The organism is Antribacter soli, from assembly GCF_021568775.1.
Classification (GTDB): domain Bacteria; phylum Actinomycetota; class Actinomycetes; order Actinomycetales; family Cellulomonadaceae; genus Antribacter; species Antribacter soli.
On the sequence record NZ_JAKGSG010000059.1, the window covers coordinates 61498 to 83368 of the forward strand.

17 protein-coding genes are annotated in these 21871 nt (G+C 72.4%); 10 read left to right on the forward strand and 7 right to left on the reverse strand.

What is annotated here, in order from left to right:
- Nucleotides 1-52 precede the first annotated feature (52 nt).
- The 4 genes from L1785_RS20715 to L1785_RS20730 form a co-directional block, all read right to left on the reverse strand.
- Nucleotides 53-949: an RNA polymerase sigma-70 factor gene (locus tag L1785_RS20715; RefSeq protein ID WP_236091205.1), complete on the reverse strand. Its 897-nt coding sequence runs from the start codon at nt 947-949 to the stop codon at nt 53-55.
- Nucleotides 950-970: 21 nt separating this feature from the next.
- Complete coding sequence (locus L1785_RS20720) at nt 971-2158, reverse strand: NAD(P)/FAD-dependent oxidoreductase (RefSeq protein ID WP_236091206.1); 1188 nt, start codon at nt 2156-2158, stop codon at nt 971-973.
- Nucleotides 2159-2225: 67 nt separating this feature from the next.
- A complete protein-coding gene (locus L1785_RS20725; RefSeq protein WP_236091207.1) occupies nt 2226-2912 on the reverse strand; it encodes a response regulator in 687 nt (228 codons plus the stop codon).
- Entirely contained in the window at nt 2909-4600 is a 1692-nt protein-coding gene (locus tag L1785_RS20730) for a sensor histidine kinase (RefSeq protein ID WP_236091208.1), read from the reverse strand. The genes L1785_RS20725 and L1785_RS20730 overlap by 4 nt, the downstream gene beginning before the upstream one ends.
- Before the next feature lie 133 nt (nt 4601-4733).
- On the opposite strand from L1785_RS20730, the gene L1785_RS20735 reads away from it, so the two are divergent.
- Entirely contained in the window at nt 4734-6152 is a 1419-nt protein-coding gene (locus tag L1785_RS20735; RefSeq protein WP_236091209.1) for a cation:dicarboxylate symporter family transporter, read from the forward strand.
- Nucleotides 6153-6248: 96 nt separating this feature from the next.
- Here the strand turns inward: L1785_RS20735 and L1785_RS20740 are convergent, their stop codons facing one another.
- Nucleotides 6249-7466, reverse strand: coding sequence for an ArsB/NhaD family transporter (locus L1785_RS20740; RefSeq protein WP_236091210.1), 1218 nt, complete (start codon nt 7464-7466; stop codon nt 6249-6251).
- 160 nt (nt 7467-7626) lie between these two features.
- On the opposite strand from L1785_RS20740, the gene L1785_RS20745 reads away from it, so the two are divergent.
- The 5 genes from L1785_RS20745 to L1785_RS20765 all read left to right on the forward strand — a co-directional run bounded on the left by L1785_RS20745 (nt 7627) and on the right by L1785_RS20765 (nt 14648).
- Nucleotides 7627-11508 carry a P-loop NTPase fold protein gene (locus tag L1785_RS20745; protein WP_236091211.1) on the forward strand — a complete coding sequence of 1294 codons (3882 nt, stop codon included), beginning with the start codon at nt 7627-7629 and terminating at the stop codon, nt 11506-11508.
- Nucleotides 11509-11618: 110 nt separating this feature from the next.
- On the forward strand, nt 11619-12479 hold the full coding sequence (locus L1785_RS20750; RefSeq protein WP_236091212.1) for an SDR family NAD(P)-dependent oxidoreductase: 861 nt from the start codon (nt 11619-11621) through the stop codon (nt 12477-12479).
- Between the two features lie 10 nt (nt 12480-12489).
- Nucleotides 12490-12999 (forward strand): MerR family transcriptional regulator, encoded by a 510-nt coding sequence (locus L1785_RS20755; protein WP_236091213.1) that lies wholly within the window; start codon nt 12490-12492, stop codon nt 12997-12999.
- A gap of 136 nt (nt 13000-13135) precedes the next feature.
- On the forward strand, nt 13136-13555 hold the full coding sequence (locus L1785_RS20760) for a hypothetical protein (RefSeq protein ID WP_236091214.1): 420 nt from the start codon (nt 13136-13138) through the stop codon (nt 13553-13555).
- 229 nt (nt 13556-13784) lie between these two features.
- Entirely contained in the window at nt 13785-14648 is an 864-nt protein-coding gene (locus L1785_RS20765) for a S1 family peptidase (RefSeq protein WP_236091215.1), read from the forward strand.
- Nucleotides 14649-14814: 166 nt separating this feature from the next.
- Here the strand turns inward: L1785_RS20765 and pdxR are convergent, their stop codons facing one another.
- Entirely contained in the window at nt 14815-16296 is a 1482-nt protein-coding gene (gene pdxR, locus L1785_RS20770) for a MocR-like pyridoxine biosynthesis transcription factor PdxR (RefSeq protein WP_236091216.1), read from the reverse strand.
- A gap of 50 nt (nt 16297-16346) precedes the next feature.
- Here pdxR and L1785_RS20775 point away from each other — a divergent pair, with 50 nt between their 5' ends.
- On the forward strand, nt 16347-17297 hold the full coding sequence (locus L1785_RS20775) for a DMT family transporter (RefSeq protein WP_236091217.1): 951 nt from the start codon (nt 16347-16349) through the stop codon (nt 17295-17297).
- Nucleotides 17298-17581: 284 nt separating this feature from the next.
- Entirely contained in the window at nt 17582-18772 is a 1191-nt protein-coding gene (locus tag L1785_RS20780) for an MFS transporter (protein WP_236091218.1), read from the forward strand.
- Nucleotides 18773-18801: 29 nt separating this feature from the next.
- On the opposite strand, the gene L1785_RS20785 is transcribed toward L1785_RS20780, so the two are convergent.
- Nucleotides 18802-19758, reverse strand: a complete 957-nt coding sequence (locus L1785_RS20785; RefSeq protein ID WP_236091219.1) for a helix-turn-helix domain-containing protein — start codon at nt 19756-19758, stop codon at nt 18802-18804.
- Nucleotides 19759-19827: 69 nt separating this feature from the next.
- Here L1785_RS20785 and L1785_RS20790 point away from each other — a divergent pair, with 69 nt between their 5' ends.
- A complete protein-coding gene (locus L1785_RS20790) occupies nt 19828-20577 on the forward strand; it encodes a DUF899 family protein (RefSeq protein WP_236091220.1) in 750 nt (249 codons plus the stop codon).
- 109 nt (nt 20578-20686) lie between these two features.
- Nucleotides 20687-21784, forward strand: a complete 1098-nt coding sequence (locus tag L1785_RS20795; protein ID WP_236091221.1) for an AI-2E family transporter — start codon at nt 20687-20689, stop codon at nt 21782-21784.
- Nucleotides 21785-21871 lie beyond the last annotated feature (87 nt).

Below are 21871 nucleotides of genomic sequence, written 5' to 3' on the forward strand. Positions count from 1 at the left end.
CGCCGTCGCGCGCCGCGCGACGGCGCCGACCTGGCCCGCGCCGCCGAGGTGATCAGCGCAGGGTGAGCGCGGTCTGGGAGCCGACGTGGGACAGCTTCTCCGGGTTGCGGACGTAGTAGATGCCGGTGATGCGGGCGTTCTCGGCGCGGACGGCCAGGATGCCGTCGAGCTCGCCGTTCAGGCGGACGACCAGGGCCGGGTTGCCGTTGATCTCGGTGACGTCCGCGGTGAGCGTGCCGCCGGCCTTCCTGGCGCCGCCGACGAAGAGGCGAATCACCTTCTCGGCGCCGACGACCGGCCGCAGCGCGGCGTTCTTGACGCCGCCTCCGTCGCCCACGAGGACGACGTCGGGGGCGAGCACGTCGAGGAGGCTCCGCAGGTCCCCGGTCTCGAACGCCCGCCGGAAGGACTCCAGCGCGGCCCGGGCCTCGCCCGGGGAGACCACAGTGCGAGGACGTCGGGCATCGACGTGCCCACGGGCGCGGTGCGCGATCTGGCGGACGGCCGCGGGGCTCTTGTCGACGGCCGCCGCGATCTCGTCGTAGCCGAGGTCGAAGGCCTCGCGCAGCACGAAGACGGCGCGCTCGGTCGGTGACAGGGTCTCGAGGACGAGCATCATCGCCATCGACACGCTCTCGGCGAGCTCGACGTCCTCGGCCACGTCCGGCGTGGTGAGCAGGGGCTCGGGCAGCCAGGGGCCGACGTACGCCTCCTTGCGGCGGCTCAGGGTGCGCAGCCGGTTGAGCGCCAGCCGGGTCGTGATCCGGACCAGGTAGGCGCGCTGGTCGCGCACCTCTCCCCCGTCGACCTTGACCCACCGCAACCAGGTCTCCTGGAGCACGTCCTCGGCGTCGGCCGCCGAACCGAGCATCTCGTAGGCGACGGTGAAGAGCAGGTTGCGGTAGGCGACGAAGGTCTCGGTCGCGAGGTCGGTGTGGCTGTCGGTCATGTGATGATCCTGCCTGCCCGATCAGCGGGCGGTCAGAGCGCCGCCGCGCTCGGTCCGGAGCAGCTGCCGGCGCTGGGGGTCCTTGGCCCACAGGTTGTGCGCACCGGGGTGGCGGGCCTCGTGCGCGAGCTGCCAGACGATGCTCTTGCAGATGAGCTCCTTGAGGCTCGCGCCCGGGCGGCCACCGAGGTAGAGACCCCTCGCGGCGTCGTCCCGGTGGGCGAACTGGAAGATGCCCGCGCGACGACCCAGGCTGATGCACTGCCCGAAGAACCCCACGTCGACGGGCGCCGGGTGCTCGCCCGCGATCCGGCTGAGCACGGTGCCGGCGGCCTGCGGGCCGAGCTGGACGGCGCCCTGGCAGCTCATCCGGTACGGCAGGTCCGACGGCGCGGCCGCGTCCCCGGTCGCGACGATGCGGTCGTCGTCCACGCTGGTCAGCGTCTCGTCCGTGAGCAGGCGCCCCACGGCGTCGGTGCTCAGCCCGTTGCGCCGGGCCAGGTCCGGCACGCCGAAGCCGGCGGTCCAGATGGTCACATGGCTGGGTAGCGTGCGGCCGTCGGCGAGCTGCACGGTGTCCCGGGTCACCGTCGTGACCGTCGCGTCGGGGCCTTCGAGCACCGTCACGCCGAGCGCGGCCAGCCGCCTGGCGACCGAGCGCCGGCCCGACCGGTGCAGGTACGGGCCGAGGACCTCGCCGCACACCAGGGTCACGGCCCGGCCCCCCTCCGCGAGCTCGGCAGCGGTCTCGATGCCGCTCGGACCCGCTCCGACGACGGTCACCGCGGCCGTGACGGGAGCGGCCTCGAGGAGGGGCCGCAGCCGCTGCGCCTCCTCCAGGCTCGCGATCGGGTAGGCGAACTCGGCCGCCCCGGGCACCCGCCGGTCGGCGCTGCCGCTGCCCACCGCGTAGACCAGGTAGTCGTAGCCGAGCGTTCCGCCGGATGCCAGGGTCACGCTGCGCCCGGACGCGTCGATCCGGGTGACGGTGTCCACCACCAGCCGGACGCGCTCGGCGAGGATCTCCGGGTAGTCGACGACCGCGTCGTCGGACCCGCTCACCAGCTGGTGCAGGCGGATCCGCTCGACGAATGCCGGGCGCGGGTTGATCAGCGTCACTGTCACGTCGTCGCGCTGCGTCAGGCGATTGGCAGCCATGACGCCGGAGTATCCGCCGCCGATCACGACCACGTCGGTGTTGCCGGTCATGGTGTCTCCTCTGTCCTTTGGGGGTCAGCCATAAGACACCGCGCGATCGAGTCCTGTGACAGGTTCGTCAGAGCCGCGAGTACTCCAGCTCCGGGCGCCCGCGAGCGCCGTAGCGGGGCGCGCGCCGCGCGACGCCGTGGTCGGCGAGGTACTCCAGGTACCGGCGGGCGGTGACGCGCGCCAGGTGCAGCTCGTCGGCCACCTCGCTGGCCGACAGGCCGCCGGGGCGGCCGGTCAGGAGTGCCGTCACGGCATCCAGCGTCTCCTCGGACAGCCCCTTGGGCAGGCCCGTCGCGTTGGAGGTGCGCAGGGCCGCGAACGCCGTGTCCACCTCGCGCTGCGACAGCGCGGACACGGGCGAGCGCATCTGCTCGAAGTACGTGCGGTAGGCGCCGAGCTTCTCGGCGAACACGCTGAACACGAACGGCTTGATGAGGTACTGCACAACGCCCACGGCGACGGCCCCGCGCACGACCTCCAGCTCGCGCGCGGCGGTCACGGCGATGACGTCCACCACCAGGCCGGCCGCGCGCAGCTCTCGGCACAGCACCAGCCCGTGCCGGTCGGGCAGGTGCATGTCCAGCAGGAGCAGGTGCACCTCCTCGCGCGCGGCGTGGGCGTCCCGCAGCGCCCGCGCGGCCTGGCCCGCGGTGTGCGCGATGCCCGCCAGCTCGAACCCCTCGACCATGCCCACGTACTGGCCGTGCGCCTCGGCGGTGCGCTGGTCGTCCTCCACCACGAGGACCCGGATCATCGGGTGGTACCTGCCCGGGTGCGCGCGGCCTTGGGCACGACGACGGGAGCGGCGACCGGGCCGCCGTCGGGCAGCGGGTCCGGCCTCGGGAGGGTGACCGTGAAGACCGCTCCCCGGCCGCGGGTGACCTCGACGGTGCCGCCCAGGCTCTCCACGACCTGCCGCACCAGGGCCAGTCCGTACCCGCGGACGTCGGTGGTGGTGGCCTTGGTGCTCCAGCCGCGGTCGAAGATGCGGTCGACGTCGGCGTCCTCGACACCTGGCCCGCTGTCGGAGACCTGGAGGACGAGCGACCCGGCGTCCTCCGCGAGGTAGACCTCCACCCAGGCGTCGGCGCCCTCGAGCGCACGCCCGGCGGCGGCGTCGATCGCGTTGTCGATGAGGTTGCCCAGGATCGTGACGACGTCCGCCGGCTCCAGGCCGTGCGTGCCGGGCGTCAGGTGCGTCTCGAAGTGCATCTCCACCGCGCGTTCCCGCGCCTGCGCCGTCTTGCCCAGGACGAGCGCCGCGATGACGGGCTCGTCGATCGCGTGCACGACCCGGTCGGTGAGCCGCTGCCCCAGGTCGCGCTCCGCGGCCGCGAAGCTCAGGGCCTCGTCGCCGCGGCCCAGCTCGATCAGGGTGGCGATCGTGTGCAGGCGGTTGCTGAACTCGTGGGTCTGGGCGCGCAGCGCGTCCGAGATGGTGCGCACCGACGACAGCTCCCCCGTGATCCGCTGCAGCTCCGTGCGGTCCCGCAGCGTCACGGTCTCACCCAGGACGCGGCCCCCCGTGACGGCCTCGCCGCGGCTCACCAGGAGCACCCTGTCCCCCACACGCACCAGCCCGTCCAGGTTGGTGCCGCTCAGCACGTCGCCGACGGTGTCCGGCACGCGTGCGTCGCCGACGGCGAACGGCACCGTCAGGTCGGACAGCCCGAGCAGCCGCAGCGCCTCGTCGTTGGCGAGCACCACCTCGCCGTCCGCCACCAGCACGAGCCCCTCCTCCACGGAGTGCAGCACGGCCTCGTGCGCGGCGAACAGCCGTGCCAGCTCTTCGGGGCCCTTGCTGCCCGTGACCCGGTCGAGGCGCCGCGCCAGGAAGGCAGCCGCCACGGCACCGGCGCCGAACGCGAGCAGCGTCCCCACCCCGACGATCACCAGGCGGGACACGATGCTGTCCTGCAGTCGTTCGAGCGTGACTCCTGCGGAGACCAGGCCGACCACCTCGCCGTCGGACAGCACGGGCGTCACCGCCCGCACCGACGGGCCGAGCGTGCCCGCGTAGATCTCCGTGAACGTCTCGCCGCGCAGTGCGGGGGCGGTGGTGCCCATGAACGTGAGCCCGATCTGCTCCCGGTTGCGGTGGGTGTACCGGGTGCCGTCGGTGTCCATCACCGTCACGTAGTCGAGTCCGGTGGCGGCCATCACCTGCTCCGCGTAAGGCTGCAGCTCCGACGACGCCGCCGCGATCGACCCGTCCCGGTCGCTGCCCGCCGCCGCGTGGGCGCTCGCCACGACCTGTGTGACCAGGGGATCCGCTGCGATCGTGACCGCCAGGTGGGTGCTCTCCTGCTCCGCGTGGCTCACCGCCGCCGCCCGCGCGTCCAGGGCGAGCAGCGCGAACACCACCACCGCCCCGGCGAACAGCAGCACGGTGTGCACCACGAGGAACCACCTCGCGATGCTCCTTCCGCGGCGTCGCGTCACGCCTCCCATTGTGGCTGACGCGACGCGACCCGACGGCTGCCGCGCCAAAGAACACTATGCACGCAAAGCGCGGGACGGTGATCCGCGCCGCGAGAGTGGTCCGCGACACACACAGCGCTGTGAGAGGAGCATCATGGCAACGACGCCTACTGCCGCGACCGGGACCGCCCCGCGACGTCGGCTGGACAAGAACCACTACCTGTACATCGCGGTGATCGTGGCTGTCGTGGCCGGGATCATCGTCGGTCTGGTCGCCCCCGAGACGGGCGCCGCGCTGGCACCGCTCGGCAAGGCCTTCGTCTCGCTGATCAAGATGATGATCTCGCCCGTGATCTTCTGCACCATCGTGCTGGGGATCGGGTCCATCGCGAAGGCCGCCACCGTCGGCCGCGTGGGCGGTCTCGCCCTGGGGTACTTCCTGGCGATGTCGACGTTCGCGCTGGGGCTCGGCCTGCTCGTGGGCAACGTGCTGCACCCCGGCGAGGGCCTGAACGTCGCGGGCGCCACCTACGAGCCGACCGGCGAGGCCGAGACCATCACCGACTTCCTCGTCGGGATCATCCCCACCACGCTGTTCTCCCCGCTCACGGGCGAGTCCGTGCTGCAGACCCTGCTCGTCGCGCTCCTTGTCGGGTTCGCGGTCCAGCAGCTCGGCGAGCGTGGTCGCCCCGTGCTCGAAGGCGTGCGGCTGGTGCAGTCCGTCGTGTTCCGCGTGCTGACGATGATCCTGTGGGTGGCGCCCATCGGCGCGTTCGGCGCGATCGCCGGCGTGGTGGGCTCCACGGGCTGGGACGCCGTCGTGGCGCTCGCGACCCTGATGGGCGCGTTCTACCTCACCTGCTTCCTGTTCATCGTGGCCGTGCTCGGCACCGTGCTGTGGCTCGTGGCCCGCGTGAACCTGTTCTCGCTGATGAAGTACCTCGCCCGGGAGTACCTCCTGATCGTCAGCACGTCGTCGTCCGAGACGGTGCTGCCGCGCCTCATCGCCAAGATGGAGCACCTGGGCGTCTCGAAGCCCGTGGTGGGCATCACCGTGCCCACCGGGTACTCGTTCAACCTGGACGGCACCGCGATCTACCTGACCATGGCGTCGCTGTTCATCGCCTCCGCGCTCGGCACGCCGCTGTCCGTGGGCGAGCAGATCGGCCTCCTGGTCTTCATGATCATCGCCTCCAAGGGCGCCGCCGGCGTCACCGGCGCCGGCCTGGCCACCCTCGCGGGCGGCCTGCAGACCTACCGGCCCGACCTGGTCGACGGCGTGGGCGTCATCGTCGGGATCGACCGCTTCATGTCCGAGGCGCGCGCCGTCACCAACTTCACCGGCAACGCCGTCGCCACCGTGCTGGTCGGCACGTGGACCCGCCAGATCGACCGGGCCCGCGTCGGCCAGGTGCTGGCCGGCGGGCTGCCGTTCGACGAGGCGTCGCTCGGCGAGATGCACGGTGAGGCGCGCCCCGCTGGTGCTGGGGCCGGGTCCGACAGGGCTGGTTCTGACGGCGCGGTTGCCGATGGGGAGCCGCGGGCGGAGGAGCTGGTGCCGGCCTCACGGTAGGTCGCGGGGGCGGGTCCGGCTGCGGCCGGCCCCGTGGCTCGGTGGAATCCGTCGGAGGCCCGACGTCGGCTGCGTGCCGGCGTCGGGTCTCCGTCGTCAGCGGGTCAGGAGCAGGGCGCCGACGCTTGCGGCGAAGACCAGCACCGCCGTGACGGTCCCGGTCACCATGAACCGCCGCCAGTTGATCGTCAGCCCGGCCGCTGCGCAGCGCTCTGCCCAGATCAGGGTGGCGAGCGAGGCCCATGGGGTGATCAGGGGTCCCACGTTGGTCCCGATGAGCAGGCCGAGCAGCTGGTCGTGGTTCGCCGGCGGGATCACCGCCTCCCCTGCCAGGTAGACAGGCAGGTTGTTCAGCACGTTGGACAAGACCCCGCCGACCGCGGCCGCCCGGGTGACCCCCTCGGCACCGGGATCGGTGCCGATCAGCACGGTCATCACGCTGGACAGGCCGTGCAGGCTGATCGTGTCCACGACGAGGAACAAGCCCACGACGAACACCAGCAGCCGCCAGGGCAGCAAGCTCCAGGACAGCGCCTCCCGCTCCCAGACCGCAAACGCAACCACCAGGGTGACGGCGCAGGCCAAGGCCGCCCAATGGAGGCTCAGGTCGGCGACGACGGCCAGGACGAACGCACCGCACGCGACCGAAGCCGCGGTGAACACGCGCCGGTCGCGCGGCCGGAACGCGACGGGCACCTCGTAGCGAGGCGGGTTGCCGCGCCAGTAGAAGAACCAGAGACAACCGGCGACCATGACGAGCGCCGCGAGCTGCGGTACCGCCATCCGGGCGGCGAACTCCACGGGGCTGAGCTGGACCCGGTCCATGGCGAGAAGGTTCGTCAGGTTCGAGACCGGCAGCAGCAGGCTCGCGGTGTTCGCGAGCCAGACGGTCGTCATGGCGAGCGGCAGCACGGGGACCCGGGACCGTACGGCGGCCGCGATCATGACGGGCGTCAGCAGCACCGCCGTCGTGTCGAGGTTGAGGAATGTGGTCGTGGCCGCCGCGAACACCAGGCACAGACCGAACAGCGCGGCGTTCCTGCCTCGTGCGAGGCGGGTGATCCCGCCGGCGAGCACGTCGAACAGCTCCGCCCGGGCGGCCAGCTCCGCCAGCACGACCACGGCACCGAGGAAGACCAGCAGCGGCAGGACGCGCTCCACCGTCCCGGCGGCGGCCTCCCTGGGGAGCAACCCGGTCGACACCGCCAGCACGCCACCGACGAACAACCCGATCCGGACCCAGTCGAGAACGGCGACGCGCCGCCACCGGCGCACGGGTCGCTGGCTTGGCAACGCCCCGTCGGAACGACCCATGTACCCCGCCTCGGGCTGCACTGCGGTGACAGCGGGGCCCCGCTGACCAGATTTCACCGACAAACCTATCCCACCCTTACCACATCGGGGCAAAGTATGACACGCTTGAGAGGCACCTAGCACGGTACTGGCAAGAGCACGCCACGATGCAGGGGACCCCATGGACACGGCGCGAGGAGCGGTGCAGCACCTGTGCTTCGTCGCCCGGGGCGGCGAGCTCGTCCTTGCGGCCGCACGTGACCAGGGCATCGAGCTGATCGCGACCGACGGCACCGCGATGCGGACCCTCGAGGCCGAACGTACCGTCACTTCCCTCGTCGCGCTGCGCGCCGACGACTCGCAGGACGACAGGATCCTCGCCGGGGGCACGGACGGCGTCGTACGGGCGTACGACGCGAACGACGGCACGGAGGTGTTCAGGTCTCCCGTCGGGCAGGGCACCGTCCGGGACCTGGCCACGTTCGGCGACAGACCCGACGTGACCGTCGTCGCCGCGCTCGACAGCAGCGTGCTGCTGTGGAACCCGGCCGACGGCCGGACCGAGACGCTGGCCGCCCCCGAGGGCGTCGACCCGCACCGGCTCTTCAAGGTGTGCGCGTACGAGGCCGCCGGCCGGCAGATGGTGACGGGCGCGTACACCGACGGGCTGCTGGTCACCTGGGACCTCGAGACCGGCACCACGACGACGGTGTCGGGCCACGACGGACCGATCTGGTCCCTCATCGTCGTGACCGACGGCGACACCGGGGACCCGAGACTGGTCTCCGGCGGGTCCGACCGGCGCACCCAGGTCTGGCACCCGGAGGACGGCGCCCTCACGCCCGGGACGGTGTTCGTCGGCGACGGAACGGTCCGACGGCTCGGGCATGTCGTCGACCACCGGTCGGTCATGCTGGTCACCGCCTCGGCGAGCGGCTCGGTGTCGCTGTGGCGCGCCGACGGCTCACCCGACCGGCCCGAGACGGAGATCGCGCGGCACTCCGGAGAGGTGTGGGCGCTCGCGTGCGCCACGACGCCGGACGGCGTCCTGATCGCGTCGGGTGACATGAACGGCGACCTCTCGATCCGTCAGCTGAGCACCGCGCTGCTGTCGGCGGAGTCGATCCGCGCCGTCCACGGCGGCGAGTCGACGCTCTGGACCGTGACCCGCGGCGACACCGCCCGCGGCGGGTTCGTCGCGGTGGCGGGCGTGGACCGGAAGGTGACGGTCGTCGACCCGACCGGATCGCGCGCCCCCCTGACGCTGCGCGAGCACACCAGCACCGTGCGCGCGCTCGCCTGCGGCCGGCACGACGGCGTCACGCACCTCATCAGCGGCGGCGCGGACCACCGCGTGCTGGACTGGGATCCGGAGACCGGGAACCTGCGGGCCGAGCTGCCGATGGGGCACGAGAGCGAGGTCTGGACGCTGGCGACCTACCGCACGGACGCCGGGCTGTTCCTCGTGAGCGGGAGCGCGGGCGGGTCCGTCCGGACCGTCGAGCTGGTGACGGAGCCGGTGCTGGGGCGCCCGCCCGTGGTGCTGGCCGAGGATCTGGGCGAGGTCAACGCGGTGGTTCCGGTCCCCGACGACGACGGCACGATCATCGTCATCGGGTCGAGCAGAGGACTGCGGTCGGTGCCGACCGAACCGGGTGCTGCGGCTCGTACCCTGGGCCTGGCACCGGTGAGCGCCGTGTGCGCAGTGCAGGAGCGTGGCCGTCAGCTGGTCGTCTCGGCCCGGCAGGACGGCGTCGTCGAGCTGGTCGACCCGCTCGCCGGTTCCGTCGTCACGACCTTCGCCAGGTCCTTCGACGCCGGCATGGTGCGGTCGCTGGCCGCCGTCGAGGTGGGTGGCACGACCTTCGTGCTGGGTGGTTGCGACGACGGGCACGTGGTCGTCTGGCACATCGACGGCACGCTGGTCGGCAGGCCGGTCCAGGGCGCACGGAGCGGGATCCGGGCGATGGTGGCGGGCGACGTGGCCTTCCCCGGTCAGAAGAGGGCTGATCGTCGCCCGGGCTCCGCGCTGGTCACTGCCGGGAACGACGGCGTCGTCCGGCTGTGGCCGGTCACGGCCGACATCCCGCTGCGCGCCGGCGGGTCCGTCGGGCGCGGTGTCCGGCCGGCGTCGATCCTGCTGCAGGACCAGCCGACGGACCACGACGACCTGTCCCGGACACCCCTCGTGGAGACCCTCTTCGAGGCGCTCACCTCACCAGACACCACGCCGCCCGTCGTCGTCGGCGTGCACGCGCCCTGGGGTCAGGGGAAGTCCAGCCTGCTGCGTCAGCTCCGCGCCAGGGTCGACCCATGGACCACGCGGCTGGCGGCGAACACGAACTCCGCACCCGACCAGGAGCCGACCCACGCGCTGGTCGCGGTGCCGCCCAAGCGTGCCCGCTGGTTCGCGCGGGGCAGCACCCCGCGGGTACGCACCCGTCTGACCCGAGGCTGGGCCTGGGCGCAGATCGCCCGTGCCGGTGAGGTGACCGCGCCCCTGCAGTACGAGATGAAGCCGCGCACCAGAGGCGGGTTCTCCGCGATCACCGTCTGGTTCAACCCGTGGATGTACGAGCGGACCGACCAGATCTGGGCGGGCCTCACCCGCGAGATCCTCATCGCCGTCACGGAGCGGCTGTCCAAGGAGGAACGGGAGCGACTCTGGTTCGACCTCAACCTGCGGCGCACCGACCCGTCCTCGATGCGGCGGAGGATCCTGAGCACGTATCTCCCGCGCACGCTCGTCTGGCTGATCGTCGATGCCCTGCTCCTGTTCCTGGCGACCGTCGCCGTCGTGGCCATGGGCGTCGCGGCCGTCAACGATCCGAGGATGACGTCGTTGATCGGCCCCTCCGTCCTGGTCATCCTGGCCGTGCTGGGCACCGTCGCGCAGCTGACCAGCGGCTCGTTCAAGCACATCCACGGCTGGGTCGCGCCCGACGAGCTGAACAGCAACGCCGGCCCCGAGCACGCCTGGAAGGGCAGCAGCGACCCGCTCACCTCCACCGACCGCGGCTACCTCTACCTGCTGCAGCACGATGTCGGCGAGGTGGTCGGTCTGGCGACGAAGCACAGCCCGCTGGTCATCTTCATCGACGACCTCGACCGCTGCGGGCCTGACATCGTCGCCGACACCATCGAGGCGATCAACCTCTTCCTGAACAAGGCGTTCGGGCACTGCATCTTCGTCGTCGCGCTCGACCCCGCGACGGTGGCCGCCCACCTCGAGACCGCCTTCCACGGGATCGACGAGCGCGCCAAGGAGGACCCGACGAGCTTCGGCCACCTGCGGCACACCGGGTGGCGCTTCATGGAGAAGATCATCGACCTGCCGATCCGTCTCCCGCGGGTCCCCGACGTCGCGCTCAGCCAGTACCTCGACCAGCTCCTCGGCGCCGCGGCGACCGTCCCCGGGCAGGCCGGCTCCGGGCCCGCCCGGACGGAGCCGGGCGCCGCGACCGTGCCCGCCGAGGAGCCCGCGCCGACGCGGCCGGTGCCCGCCCCGACGACCACGGCGCCCGCCCGGACCACGGCGCCCGCCCGGACCGTGGCGCAGGTCAAGACCGTGCTCGTCCCGGACGGTTCGGACGACGACGCCGTCGCCACGGTCGACCGGCTCGAATCCCTGCAGGAAGTGCGCGAGGCGCTCCGCACGGCGGTGCTCTCCCTGCCCAACCGCAATCCCCGCCAGACCAAGGCCTTCGTCAACCTCTGGCGCTTCTACATGGTCCTGGACCATCGCACCGGCCTCTTCAACCCGTCCCGGCTCGCGATGGAGCGGCACAGCATCGAGATGGCCCGGCTCGTCGAGCTCATGGTGCGCTGGCCCTACTTCTTGGACCTGCTCGGCGAGCAGGCGACCGAGGGCGACGTCGCATCGCCGTCGAACCTGGACCTGCTGCTCGACGCCTGCGCCGCCGATGACGAAGCCTGGACGGACACTGCCCGTCGCACCCGGCTCGATCCCGCCGACCGTTCGACCGTCGCCCTGCGCGACCTGCTCCGCCGTGCCCTGCCGCACCGCGAGATCTTCACGCCGCTCGCCCACAGGTACCTGTGACGGCGGCCGCCTCACGCGGCCGTGGCGCCGCACGAGTTCTTTGAGAACCGTGGCGGCAGGCGACGAGCCTGCTTGCGTTCGAGCGTGCTCGAAGTCATAGCGTCGCCGACATGACGACACAGACCTGGATCATCACCGGTGCGTCCCGCGGCTTCGGGCGCGCGCTGGCGGAGTCGGCGCTCGCGGCGGGCGACCAGGCGGTCGCGGCCGTGCGCCGGCCGGAGAGCGTCGCCGACCTGACGGCCACGTACCCGGACACCTGCATGGTTGCGCAGTTCGACGCCCGGGACATCAGAGCGGCCGCGGACCTCGTGCGGCACACCCTCGACCGCTTCGGTCAGCTCGATGTGCTGGTCAACAACGCGGGCCGGGCCGTCGTCGGAGCGGTCGAGGAGGTCAGCGACGCGCAGCTGCGTGAGCTGATGGATCTGCACCTGTTCGGCCCTGCCGCGCTCGTCCGCGCGGCGCTGCCCGCGATGCGCGCGCGGGGCACCGGGACGATCGTGCAGATGAGCAGCCAGGGTGGCCGAATGTCGTTCCCCGGCGTGTCGGCGTACTCCGCGTCGAAGTTCGCCCTCGAAGGCTGGTCCGAGGCACTGGCCGGGGAGGTCGCGCCGTTCGGGATCCGCATGATGATCGTCGAGCCGAGCCGGTTCCGGACCGGCTTCAACGCGGCGGACGTGCTCGAGCTCGCCGAGGCGTCCGAGACCTACCGTGACCTGCTCGCCAACGTCCGAGCAGATCTGGCCGGGGCCGACGGCGCCCAGGAGGGTGACCCAGCGCGGGCGGCCGAGATCATCGTGTCCCTCGTGCACAGTGACAAGGTGCCGCTGCGGCTGCCGCTCGGGCGTGAGGCGGTCGAGCGGATCGCAGGTGCGTACCGGCGTGGCCTGGACGAGGTCGAGCGGTGGGCCGAGACCGCTCGCAGCGCCGACCTCGAGGGCGTCCCGGCGTCGGACCGTCCGATCTAGGCTGGCCGTCATGGCCACCGACGATCTGATGACCAGGGCGCTCGAGTCGCTCGGGCTCGACGGCCCGCCGTCGGTCGAGGCGATCCATGGCCTCACCGACCTGGCCGACGTGCCCGAGTCGATGACGATCACCGAGGTCGCCGGTCTGCTCGACATCTCGCCGCACACACTGCGCTATTACGAGCGGGCCGGGCTGGTCGAGGTGGCCCGCGACAGCAACGGTCATCGCGTGTACGACGCCGAAGCCGTGCGCCGCCTGGTGTTCCTCACCCGGATGCGGCTGTCCGGCATGCCGGTGCGCACGCTGCAGCACTACATCGCGCTCGCCGACGCCGGCGAGCACACGGTGCCCGAGCGGCTCGACATGCTGCTCGAACACCGCGACACCATCTGCCGCCGGATCCGTGAGCTGACCCTTTCCCTTGCCGCAACCGAGTACAAGATCGCCACCTATGGGGGCTCGACCGGGCCGGACGTCCGGGCCCCCGCTGCTGCTACCGAAACCGGCCGGACGGCGTAGCCGCCGCCGGGCAGGAACTCACCACGGTGTTCGGCGCTCCCCCACTGGGAGACGTCAGCTCACATCGACCGCAGATCCAGGCAAAACGCCAGGTCAGACCTGGTCGAACGATCGGCGGTACCCGTACGCTCGCCCGATGAGCCAGCCGACCCCGCCGCAGCAGCCCGCGTTCGTCCCGGATGCCCTCCTGAAGTTCACGGTCCAAGGCAACATCATGACCTCGAACATGGTCCCGCCGTCGCTCACCATCGACGGTTACCCCGCCCCGACAGCGATGGCGGGGACGAGGGACATCCCGATCATGTCCGGTCGCCACCACCTCCGAGTGCACTCGCAGTGGCTGCGCAGCTATGGGCACGCCGTCATCGACGTCGACATCTCCCCTGGCCAGACCGTCGAGGTCTTCTACGCCCCGCCGTACCACCAGTTCGCCGACCACGGCTCGGTCGGGCTGACCCGGCAGGCCCGCAACGGACGGGGCGCCATCATCGGGATGTGGGTCGTGATCGGCCTGATCTTCGTGATCCCGTTGGCTGTCACCCTCACCCTGGGGTGACCTCGTTCATGACCCAGCCGGCGTCAAGGACGAGCTCGCAGTCCGGCCAGGGTCGTGCGACGGTCCGCGCTCCCCCGTGACTTGACCAATCCCACACCTGGGTCTTGCGCGCCCGTGGCAAGGGGCGAAATACTCGCCGCGAGCAAGACGGCAGGTCACAGCGTCGTGCCCTGGCGGCTTCACGGGTTCGCCCACCGGCGCGCCCCTCCCACAGCGCAGGAGGAGAAGCATGAGGACCACCCGCACCACGCTCCGCTCCCGCTCACGTCTGGTCGCTTTCGTGGCCGGGCTCGGCATCGCGGTGTCCGCCCTGACCGTTCCCAGTGCCGCCGCGGCACCCGACGGCGCCGCCCGGGCCGCCGCGGTGCACGCCGCCGTCGGAAAGGCCAACGTCTCCGGCATCGCCTGGTACACGGACGCGGCCACCGGCCAGGTCGTCGTCACCGCGGACTCCACGGTCAGCGGCACCGAGCTCGATGCGATCCGCGAGTCGGCGGGCGCCGACGCCGACGCCCTGTCCATCCAGCGCGCACCCGGCGTCTTCAAGCCGCTCGTCTCCGCGGGCGACGCCATCTACGGCGGTGGGTACCGCTGCTCGCTCGGCTTCAACGTCGTCAGCGGCAGCACCTACTACTTCCTCACCGCGGGGCACTGCGGGAAGTCCGTCAAGACCTGGTACACCGACGCGGCGCACCAGACACTGATCGGGCGCACCCAGGGCGCGAGCTTCCCGGGCAACGACTACGCGCTGGTCCGCTACGACAGCACGTCGCTCAGCCACCCCGGCGGCTTCACCGCGGCCAACGCCTACGTGGGTGAGCGGGTCACGCGCGACGGCTCGACGACCGGCGTCCACAGCGGCACGGTCACCGCGCTGAACGTCTCCGTGAAGTACCAGGGCGGGGGCTCCGTCAGCGGCATGATCCAGACCACCGTCTGCGCCGAGCCGGGCGACTCCGGTGGTCCGCTGTACGACGGCACGAAGGCCATCGGCATCACCTCGGGCGGCAGCGGCAACTGCAGCTCCGGCGGCGTCACGTTCTTCCAGCCGGTCACCGAGGCCCTGGCGGCGTACGGCGTGAGCGTGTACTGACCGCCTGACCTCCACACCCTTGACGGCCACCTCAGTCACTGAGGTGGCCGTCATCGTGTGCTCATCCGATGAGCCAGGCCCGCAGCTCGTCGTCGCTCAGCCACCCCGGGCCCGCCTCGTCGAGGCCGCCGTGACCGGCGCGACGTCCTGACCGCGCAGCGCGTGTTCAGGTGATGGTCTTCGCGATCCGTCGCACCGCCTCCTGCAGCCGGTCCGGGGTGTTCGCCGCGTACCCGATCACCAGCCCTGGCGGCCCGTCGCCCACCCGGTGCGACGACAGGGCGTGCACGCGGACCCCGGCCTCGGCGGCGCGTCGGGCCACGACGGCGTCGTCGATGCCGGGCAGCGTCACCAGCAGGTGCAGGCCGGCGGCCACGCCGTGGGCGGTGCCGTCGGGCAGGTGGGTCGCGAGCGCTGCCAGCAGGGCGTCGCGGCGGGCGCGGTGGCGGCGTCGGACCTGGCGCAGGTGCCGCTCGAACCCGCCCGAGGTGATGAAGTGCGCGAGCGCGAGCTGAGGCAGCGCATGGCTTGCGAGGTCCGTCCAGTACCGGGCCTCGACCAGCTCGTGCTGGAGCGCGGCGGGCGCGAGCAACCAGCCGATCCGGATGGCCGGCGCGAGCGACTTGGACACGCTCCCCAGGTGCACCACGTGGTCGGGTGCCAGGGCGCGCAACGCGGGGACTGGCGGGCGGTCGTAGCGGTGCTCGGCGTCGTAGTCGTCCTCGATGACCAGGCGGCGGGGCAGCCCGCCGGGGCCCGACGTCGGTTCGGAGCGCGCCCAGGCGACCAGCGCCCGGCGCCGGTCCGGGGCGAGCACGACCCCCGTGGGGAACTGGTGCGCAGGCGTGACCAGGACGGCGTCGAGCCCGGTCCTGTCGAGTGCGTCCACGTCGAGCCCGTCGTGATCGACCCGGACGGGGACGGGCTCCAGGTCCCACCGCCGCAGGTGCTCGCGCGCCCCGTGCGAACCCGGGTCCTCGAACCCGACCCCGCTCACCCCGTGGCTGAGGAGCGCCCTGGCCAGCAGCGTCAGGCCCTGCGACACACCGTTGACCACGAGGATGTCGTCGGGGTGTGCGCGCAGCCCCCGGGTGCGGGCAAGCCAGCCGGCGAGGGCCTCGCGGAGCGCGGGCAGGCCGCGCGGGTCGCCATAGCCGAGCTCGCTCGAGGCGAGACCGCTCAGCGCCGCCCGCTCAGCGCGGGCCCAGGCCGCGCGAGGGAAGGCGGACAGGTCGGGCAGGCCAGGAGAGAGATCGATCAGGTCGGTCGTCGAGGCGTCCGAGGCGATCAGGTCGGGCATCGCGCTCACCATGCCCGACGGCGCAGCGCGTCGCGCACCGATGGCCGTGGGCCGTGCGGCGGGCGACGGAGCCCAGGCGGAGCGGACGGTCGTGCCACCACCGTGACGACCAGAGAGCAAACCCTCGTCCGTGAGCCGCCGATAGGCGTCGACCACCACGCCGCGCGAGCAGCCGAGCTGGTCGGCGAGCACGCGGGTCGCGGGCAGCCGGTCGCCCGGGGCGAGACGACCGTCGGACACCGCGCTCCGCACGGCCTCCGCCAGCCACGCGGTCAGGCTCCCGGGTGGGGCCTGCGTGGGATCGAGCTGGAGAAAGTCGGACCCGACCATCTTGGTCCCCCTGATCATCGCGAGCTTGGCCCTGTCAGATATACCAAAGTGCACGCAGGCTGGCGGACATGACAACCAGGACGCGACCAGAGGTGCGGGCCGTCGGACACGCCGGTACTGACGACCGCACACGACCGCCCCGGCATGCGAAGTCCTGGACCGGGCCGCTGTTCGCCGGACTCGGTATGGCGCTGGTGGGCAGCCAGGTGGCGGTGTCGGGCGTGCTCGCCGACGCGCCGCTCTTCGCTGTCCAAGCCGTCCGGTACACGCTGGCGGCTCTGGTGCTGATGTTGGTCCTGCGGGTCACCGGCCGGGCGGTTCCTGTGCCGCGCGGCCGGGAGTGGGCGTGGCTCGGGGGCGTGGCGCTGAGCGGGCTGGTGCTGTTCAACGTGGGCGTGGTGCGCGGCGTCGCGCATGCCGAGCCGGCCGTGATCGGCGTGGCGGTCGCCGCCGTGCCCGTGCTGCTGGCGCTGGTGGGGCCGCTGCTCGGACGGACCCGGCCTACGCCGTCCGTGGCGGTCGCCGCGGTCGTCGTGACCCTGGGCGCCGTCCTGGTGACCGGCGGCGGACGCACCGACGCCACAGGTCTGGGGTACGCACTGCTGACGCTGGTCTGCGAGGCCGGGTTCACGCTGCTGGCGGTACCCGTGCTGCGCCGGCTCGGGGCACACGGGGTGTCACTTCATGCCGTCTGGATCGCGGCGGTGGCGCTCTGGGCGATCAGCCTGGCGACCGAGGGGCCGGGCGCGGTTCTGACCCTGCGGGCCGAGCACCTTGCCGCCACGCTGCACCTCGCCCTGGCCATCACCGTCGTGGCGTTCCTGCTCTGGTACACGGCGGTCGGCCGGATCGGCCCGGGGCGCGCCGGGCTGTTCACCGGGGTGGTGCCCGTGGCCTCGGCCGTGGGCGGCGTGATGCTCGGCGGACCGGTGCCGGGACCGGTCGTGTGGCTCGGCGTCGCGGTCGTCGTCGTGGGCGTCGTTCTCGGGATGCTTCCGGCGAGAGGCGGCGATCGGTGAGCCCACGAGCCGGTCGACGGGCTGGCGGACCACCTCGCTGGACTCGGACCAAACTGCGGGCCACCGCGTTCCTGGACGGCCACCTCTGAGTGATGCCGCTCTCTGTGAGCTGACAACGTCAACACGGAGTGAGCGGCCAGGGTCGTCGAAGTAGTCGGTGCGTGCCACGTCGGTCAGTGCCTCGCAACCGACCTCCCGGACGAACGGTGGGCTCCAGGCGACGAACGGTCGGGTGCCGAGCCCCGGCTCCGGCGACAGTGGTGGCACCCACCGAAGGAGCCCGCATGTCCGTCACCACACCGTCCGCGACCGCCACCCCGATCGAGCAGTCGCGGACCGCCGGTCTGTGGCCGGTGGTCACGCTCGGGCTCGGGATCTTCACGCTCGTCGCGAGCGAGTTCCTGCCCGCGAGCCTGCTCTCGCCGATCGCCGTCGAGCTCGGCATCACCCCGGGGATGGCCGGCCAGCTCGTCACGGCGACCGCCGTGGCGGGGATGGTCGCCGGCCCCGGCCTGGTCGCGATCCTCCCGCCGGTCGACCGGCGCTGGGTGATGGCGGGGCTCACAGCGCTGTCGGTCGCGTCGAACCTGCTGGTCGCCGTCGCACCGAGTCTCGGCCTCATGCTCGTCGGCCGCGCGCTCCTCGGCGTCGCCCTCTCCGGCTTCTGGGCGCTGTCCCTCGCCGTCGTGGCGCAGCTGGTTCCGGCCGCGCACCTCGGCCGCGCGATGACCGTCGTCAACACCGGCGTGTCGCTGGCCACGGTCGCCGCGGTGCCGCTGGGCACCTACATCGGCGAGCAGATCGGCTGGCGGGCCACCTTCTGGGGCGTCGCCGCGGCCGGCGTCGTCACGCTCGTCCTCCAGGTCGTGTCGCTGCCCAAGATCGGCGCCAGCGAGCGATCGGGCCTGCGGCCGCTCGTCGAGACGCTGTCGAGGCGGGTCGTCGCCACGGGGTTCGCCGCGCTCGCCCTGCTCGTCACCGCGCACTTCGCCGCGTTCACGTACGTGCGCCCGCTCCTCGACCGCGTCGACGGGCTGGGCGCCGCCGGGCTCGCCGGACTGCTCGCGGCCTTCGGCGCCGCGGCCTTCGCCGGCAACCTCGCCGTCGGCGCGACCGTCGACCGGTACCTGCGCACGGTGCTCGTCGTCGTCCCGATCATGATCGCGGGCGCGACGTCGGTGCTGGCCGTGGCCGGCGAGGCCTCGGTGCTCGTCGTGGCCGTCGCCGTGACGGCCTGGGGGCTCGGGTTCGGCGGCGTGCCGACGATGGTGCAGACGTGGCTCGGCCGGGTCGCTCCCGATCGTCTGGAGAGCGCCGGGGGCCTCACCGTCGCGGTCTTCCAGATCTCCATCGCCCTCGGCGCGGCGGCCGGCGGCATCCTCAACGACGTCCTCGACGTCCGTGTGGCCTTCCTCGCCGCCGGGGTCACGGCCGCCGTGGGCGCCCTCGGGTTCTCCCGCGTCCGCACCCGGTGAGGAGCTGGACGCGCGTCCCCGTGTAGCGTTCAGGCGGGGACTGCCGTCCGCCGCCACTCGGTCGGGCTCAGGCCGCTGTGCCGCTGGAACGCCCGGCGGAAGCCCTCGTCCGAGTCGTACCCGAGCGAGAACGCGACCTGGCTCACCGGTCGACCGTCGACCAGCATCTCCTCGGCGCGGCGCATCCGGACCCGGGTGACGTAGCGGGCCGGCGACTCACCCATGGTGCTGCGGAAGCGCTCCGCGAAGCTCGACCGGGAGGCCCGCGCCACGCGAGCCAGCGAGTCGACCGTCCAGGGTGAGCCCGGCTCCGCGTGGATCGCCTCGAGAGCGGGCCCGAGGAGCGGGTCGTGCAGCTGCCCCAGCCACTCCCGCGCGCTGGCGCACCCTCGCTCGAAGAAGGAACGCAGCGTCGCCGAGACCACGAGGTCGAGCAGGGGGCTCAGCAGCGGCGATCCGCCGGCTCGCGCGGCGCTCGTCTCGGCGTCCAGCATGTCGAGAAGCGAGGCGTAGGCGGGCTGCTCCAGCCGCAGGCCGACCTGCAGGAGGACGGGCGGCATCAGCTCGGCCAGCCGGTCGGACGGCGCGGCGTGCAGCACCAGCGAGCCGGTGACCAGCCGCGCACGGCCCTGCGGAGCGGCGCGCACGTGATGCTCGCCGCCTCGCGGGAGAAGCACGAAATCCCCCGCCTGGAGATCAGGTACGACGACGTCGTCCGCGCCCGGCCCCTCGTCGCTCCCCTGGCTCGACGCCACGGCGACGTGGCCCTCCGCCACGTGCAGGAACCGGATGCCGACGTCCCCCAGGCGCCGGGAGTGGCCCGGCATCAGCTCCAGGGGGCTGACCTCGCGAGCCGACCAGCGGGTCCGGCGCAGGAGCGTGTCGGCCGCCACGGCCTCGTCGTCGGCGCCGGCCGTCGACCGTGGCGCGTGCAGGTGCATGTCCTGGACAAGGCCCGAGCCACCCGGGTGATTCCCGTCGGCCACCACCGATGAGTCCTGCGGGCTCGCTCGTCAGACCTCGTGAGGAACTCGTCCCAGCTGAGGAGACCGACCATGACGACCACGCCCGAGCGTTCGGCGACGCGGTACGCCGCCCCGCCCGCCGTCGACCGCGATACCTGGTTGCGCGAGCGCAACGCCCTGCTGGTCCGCGAGAAGGCGCACACCCACGAGGGCGATGCGATCGCCGCGGCCCGTCGCCGGCTGCCCATGACGGAGGTCCCGGTGCAGGACGTAATAGGCGACGACGGACCGACGTCGCTGCTCGACATCTTCGACGGCCGTGACCGGCTCGTGGTCTACAAGCACATGTTCCACACGGGCATGCCGATCGAGGACCAGTGCGAGGGCTGCACCTTGAGCGTCTGGCACGCCCAGGACGCCTCCTACCTCGCCGCCGCGGGCATCTCCTTCGCCGTCTTCTGCGAGGGCCCGTGGGAGGAGGTCGCGCCCTTGCGCGACTTCATGGGCTACACGGTGCCGTGGTACTCGGTGGCCGGCATCGACGACCCCGCGCTCGCCGGCGAGTTCGGCACGATCTCGTGCTTCCTGCGCCAGGGCGACCGCGTCTTCCTCACCTACGAGACGACCGGCCGCGGCGTCGAGGCGATCCTCGTGCCCCTCAAGCTGATCGACATGACCGTCTACGGCCGCCAGGAGGCCTGGGAGGACTCACCCGAGGGTTGGCCCGAGACGCACCGGCCGGGCTGGTTCTGGCGCAAGGGCGGCCGCCCGACCGCCCAGTGGACCCGTCCGGGTGCCACGCCCGTCGACACCACGATCCCGCACCGCCACCACCACTGATCTCGGCGCCCGCTCCGACGTCGCACGTCAAGATGCGTTTGTGGCGGGGCCGTCCTACCGCTAGGGTCCGGTCGGCCAGAAGGCCCGGGACCGACTTGGGGAGTGGGACATGGCGGCTGACACGCCGACATCCGGTAGCACCGTGGCGTGGCTTCGGTCCGCCGGAGACCTGTCGTGGCGGCTGGTCGGCATCATGGCCGCCGTCGCCCTCGTGTTCTACGCCGTGGGCATGGTGCGGCTCGTGTTCGTCGCCGTGTTCCTGGCGCTCGTGCTCACCGCCGTGCTCATGCCACTCGGCAACTTCTACGACCGGGCGATGCCACGCGCGCTCGCCATCGGAGCGTCGCTCCTGACTCTCCTCCTCGTCGTCGGCTCCCTGGCGACGTACGTCGTCGCGTCCATCGTCGGGAGCTGGGACCAGCTGGGCGACGAGCTCGGCTCCGGCATCGCCGACCTCGTCCCCCTCGTGCAGGGTCTGCCGTTCGTCCCCGACCTCGGGGGGCGCGACAAGCTCTTCGCCGACGCAGGTGCGTGGGTCCAGCAGAACAGCGACGCCCTCGTCGGCGGTGCCCTCCAGAGCGCCGGGTCCGTCGCGGAGGGCGTCACCGCCGTCGTCCTGGCCGTCTTCTGCACGGTGTTCTTCCTGTCCACGGGCAGCGCCATGTGGCAGTGGTTCCTCGCGCAGGTCCCGGCGGCCGGGCGCGACCGGTGGCAGGCGGCCGCGAGCGCCGGCTGGGCGACGTTCTCCGGCTACACGCGGGGCATCTCCTTCGTCGCCCTGACGGACGCCGTCCTGGCCGGGACGTTCCTGGCGATCGTCGGCGTGCCGCTGGCGCTCCCGCTGTCGGTGGTGGTGTTCCTGGCGGCGTTCGTCCCCATGGTCGGACCGGTCGCGGCGATCGTCATCAGCTCCGTCGTGGCGCTGGCCGCCGAGGGCCCGGTGACGGCGATCGTGGTCGCGGTGGGGATGGTCGTCATCGCCCAGCTCGACGCGAACGTGCTGCAGCCGCTCATCACCGGCAAGCAGGTCTCGTTGCACCCGGTCGTCATGGCTCTCGTGGTGACCTGCGGCACCGTCGTGTTCGGCCTGCTCGGCGCGGTGGTTGCCGTGCCCCTCGCCGCTGTGACGTGGGCGGTCTTCAGCACGGTGCGGCGGATGCGACTCGCAGCCGACGAGGTGGAGCCGGAGCCGGCGCTCGTCGCCTGAGCCGAAGGGTGCAGCGCAGGGTGCCGGCCGAGGAACGAGGTCGTCGCCCGGAGCGGAACCGCAGGCTCGGGCGACCGACGGCATCGC